Origin of the sequence: Salinivirga sp. (assembly GCF_035268865.1) — a bacterium.
Lineage (GTDB): Bacteria > Bacteroidota > Bacteroidia > Bacteroidales > Salinivirgaceae > Salinivirga.
The window spans coordinates 1-3357 of sequence record NZ_DATFKB010000235.1 but is presented as its reverse complement, the minus strand read 5'-3'; the positions used below and the strand labels follow the sequence as shown (position 1 = coordinate 3357).

The following is a 3357-nucleotide window of genomic DNA, read 5'->3' as shown; positions in this document are numbered from 1 at the left end:
ATAAGAACTGCTCTAAGAAACATCATTTCAAATGCAATTAAATATAATAAATCAAACGGCAAACTTAAAATAGAAGTTTATAAAAAAAATGGTCATACTTTTTTAATAATAGAAGATACCGGAATTGGAATGGATAAATTTACCATTGAGCAACTTTTTACCTACTCCAATTCACATAAGCTTAAAGGTACATTGGGAGAAAGCAGTTCAGGAATAGGATTATTTTTAACGCGTGATTTTCTGGAGAAAAACAATATTATCGTCGATGTGCAAAGTAATCCTGAAAAAGGAACTAAATTCGAGTTGACTTTATAGCAGATCAAAACAAGCATTTATGAATACAGTGTCCCTCTCCCTCCTAACAAACGATTTTATAGTCTGAGTATTCAAATTATACATCAACGCCTCAGTTATAGCCTCAGCCACATTTTTTTATAGTTCCTAAACTTCTTCGTATAGTGACGTACATCACCGTCAAATGGAGATTTTGGCTTTCTAAATTCAATAGAGATATACATATCGGCAGAAGGATTATCAGAAGTAAAAATAGCCTGGAAAGAAGATATTCCTTCAAGCGTGGGTCAATACCTCGAGTTGGAAACCTCTGGTGAAGATATCAAAGAATTTATTAAGAAAGATGAATTTAAGCTAAGAGTAAATACAGTAACAGATGAAGCCCTTGCTTCAGATCATCACATCGACATTTATTCAATTTTTCATGTAGATGCCGAGATTCTGGGTCAATAAAATACCCATGAGCTTTGTTTTTCCCACTCCGGCGCGATTCTATCGCGTGGGTATGCTCATTATCCGTCACTAGCCTTAGCCTCCTCAACTTTAGCATGCCCTTTCCACATAATTCTTACCCGTGGTTGCCTCTAAATAATCATCTGTATCAACGTTTCCTGTGGTACCATACGAAATAACCCATCGCTAATATGGCGATACCCACGCCGGTCCAATAGGCCAACTCGGGATCGAGGGCCAGGCCGCCGTTTTTATAAGGGGCAATCAACAGGTAACTGACCACGATGAAGGTCATAAAAGCTGCGGGAATACTCAATAACCAATGATTTTTGTGGTTCTGAATCAGGTAGGCCGCCCCCATCCAAAGCACCACTGCAGAGAGTACCTGGTTCGAGAGGCCCAGGTATTTCCAAACCGTGGCAAAATCGAGTTGCGACAATACAAAACCCAGCACGAAAAGTGGAACACTTACAATTAAGCGGTTGCCAATGGATTTTTGGTTAAACCGGAAAATATCGGCCACGGTGAGGCGGGCGCTCCTAAAGGCCGTATCACCCGTACTGATGGGTAGTGCAATAACACCTACAATGGCAAAAATTGCCCCCACTCTGCCCAACCACGAGCGACTAATCATGTCCACCACCTCGGCCGGGTTGTGTCCCATTTCAACCATTTTAGCATTCAGGCTTTCGGCATCGCCAAAATAGTTCATGGCTGCCGTGGCCCAAATAATGGCCACAATACCCTCGGCAATCATGGCACCATAAAACACATGCCGGCCCTGTTTTTCGTTTTTCAGGCAGCGCGCCATCATGGGTGCCTGGGTAGAGTGAAAACCCGAAATAGCCCCGCACGATATCACAATGAACATCATCGGAATCAAAATATTTTGGTCAGGCGTATGGTGCCAGTTTTTAAGGTTCGCCGGCACAAGTTCCATCATATCCATTTCACCGGTAGCCCCCTGCCAAATCATGGCTACAGCTATGCCCACGGCCATCACCAAAAGCGCCAGTCCAAAAACCGGGTAAACTTTGCCAATAATTTTATTGATAGGCAACAAGGTGGCGATGAGGTAATAAGCAAAAATGCCATATAACCACCATAGCTTACCCCCGCCGGTAATTTTTTCGAGCAATCCGGCCGGACCGGTCACAAAGGCCACACCTACGAAAATGAGCAGCACAATGGTAAAAACCCTCAAAAATTGCTGCATACCCGGACCCAGGTACTTGCCCACAAGTTCGGGCAAGCTGGCACCATTGTTCCGCACCGACAGCATACCCGAAAAATAATCGTGTACGCTACCCATAAAAATACATCCCACCACAATCCACACATAAGCCCAGGGACCATACATGGCTCCCAGAATGGCTCCAAAAATGGGCCCCAGTCCGGCAATATTCAAAAACTCGATCATGAAAACCTTCCAGCGCGGCATGGGGATAAAATCCACCCCGTCGTTGAGTCGATAAGCGGGTGTTTCGCGGTTAGCATCTTCACCAAAAAAACCTGCAATAAACTTTCCGTAGATAAGATAACCGATAATCAGTGCAGCAATTGCTATGATGAACGTGACCATTTTTTTTGAAAGACAAATTTACAATAATCTGTTTTCCGTTGTTTTTATTGATGTGCTTTTTATAATTTCTCAGGCATAATTCACTGCCGTAGTTGCTCAGCTTTGTTGTTCCCCATGAGCACGAATCCAAAACTATAGTGCTCATTTACAGATATGTTAACGAAATCACAAATAACTCATATGTTTGATTTTTAAGAAATAATGGAGTAAATTGCTTAGGAAAGTGTCTGGGGAGCTTTTATTTTATTGCAGCCTTTCGGAATAACACCGGGGTAAAAAACAAGAATATGCATTTGTAGGATAGCAAAACTATTCGAGAAAATTATCCTGTCATTGAGTTATAAAATCAGTTCCATGTATCCCTCCGGAAACTGACTTTTAATAGGGACCCAACTATTAAAACAGCATACTATGAAAAAACAGCTACTTATTGTGCTGGCTTGTATAATCAGTCTTGCACACCTTTCAGCACAACCCACCACATTCAATTACCAGGCTGTGGTGCGCGATACGGATGGCAATATCTTAGCTGATCAACCAATTCTATTGCAACTATCGATCATTAATTATCAGGAAACCCTTTACTACACGGAGGAACATAGCCCAACAACTAACGGTTTCGGCCAAATACAGGTAGAAGTTGGTGCCGGGGCTCCTATTTCAGGGCTATTTGAAGATGTGCCGTGGGCTGAGCAACAATTATTGATGGAAATCAAAGTTTCTTTAAATGATGGAGTATCCTACATCGAAATGGGGCAATCACCTTTGCTTGGAGTACCTTACGCCCTCTATGCTGCTTCCGGCGAACCGGGAACCGGCATAGAATCTGTATCCGACAACGGCGATGGCACGCTGACCTTTCATTTTACCGATAATTCAAGTTACACCACTCCCAACCTTGCAGGGCCTGCACTGGACGACCAGCCCGGGAACCTCATCTACCACGATTCCACCGGTTGGGTGGGCACCGATGCCATTAAAATTGCAGGCAGCAATGTAGCCATTGGAACCAATCCCGCTATCTCAAG

At 43.2% G+C, this 3357-nt stretch carries 4 protein-coding genes; 3 read left to right on the top strand and 1 reads right to left on the bottom strand.

The annotated features are described in order from the left end of the window. Together VJ937_RS14275 and VJ937_RS14270 are read left to right on the top strand one after the other, a co-directional pair. Window positions 1–315 (top strand): ATP-binding protein (locus VJ937_RS14275; protein WP_324068199.1); only part of this gene is annotated, 315 nt, incomplete at its 5' end. A 261-nt stretch (window positions 316–576) separates the two neighbouring features. Then, window positions 577–747: a hypothetical protein gene (locus VJ937_RS14270; RefSeq protein WP_324068197.1), complete on the top strand. Its 171-nt coding sequence runs from the start codon at window positions 577–579 to the stop codon at window positions 745–747. A gap of 148 nt (window positions 748–895) precedes the next feature. Here VJ937_RS14270 and VJ937_RS14265 read toward each other — a convergent pair whose 3' ends face one another. Next, on the bottom strand, window positions 896–2329 hold the full coding sequence (locus VJ937_RS14265) for a carbon starvation CstA family protein (protein ID WP_324068195.1): 1434 nt from the start codon (window positions 2327–2329) through the stop codon (window positions 896–898). A 411-nt stretch (window positions 2330–2740) separates the two neighbouring features. Here VJ937_RS14265 and VJ937_RS14260 point away from each other — a divergent pair. Beyond that, the coding region (locus tag VJ937_RS14260) for a hypothetical protein (RefSeq protein WP_324068193.1) at window positions 2741–3357 on the top strand (617 nt) is incomplete at its 3' end.

What these genes read in the sequence shown, in the direction of transcription:
- VJ937_RS14265 (WP_324068195.1), bottom strand. Translation starts at nt 2,329, where the DNA reads ATGGTCACGTTCATCATAGCAATTGCTGCACTGATTATCGGTTATCTT.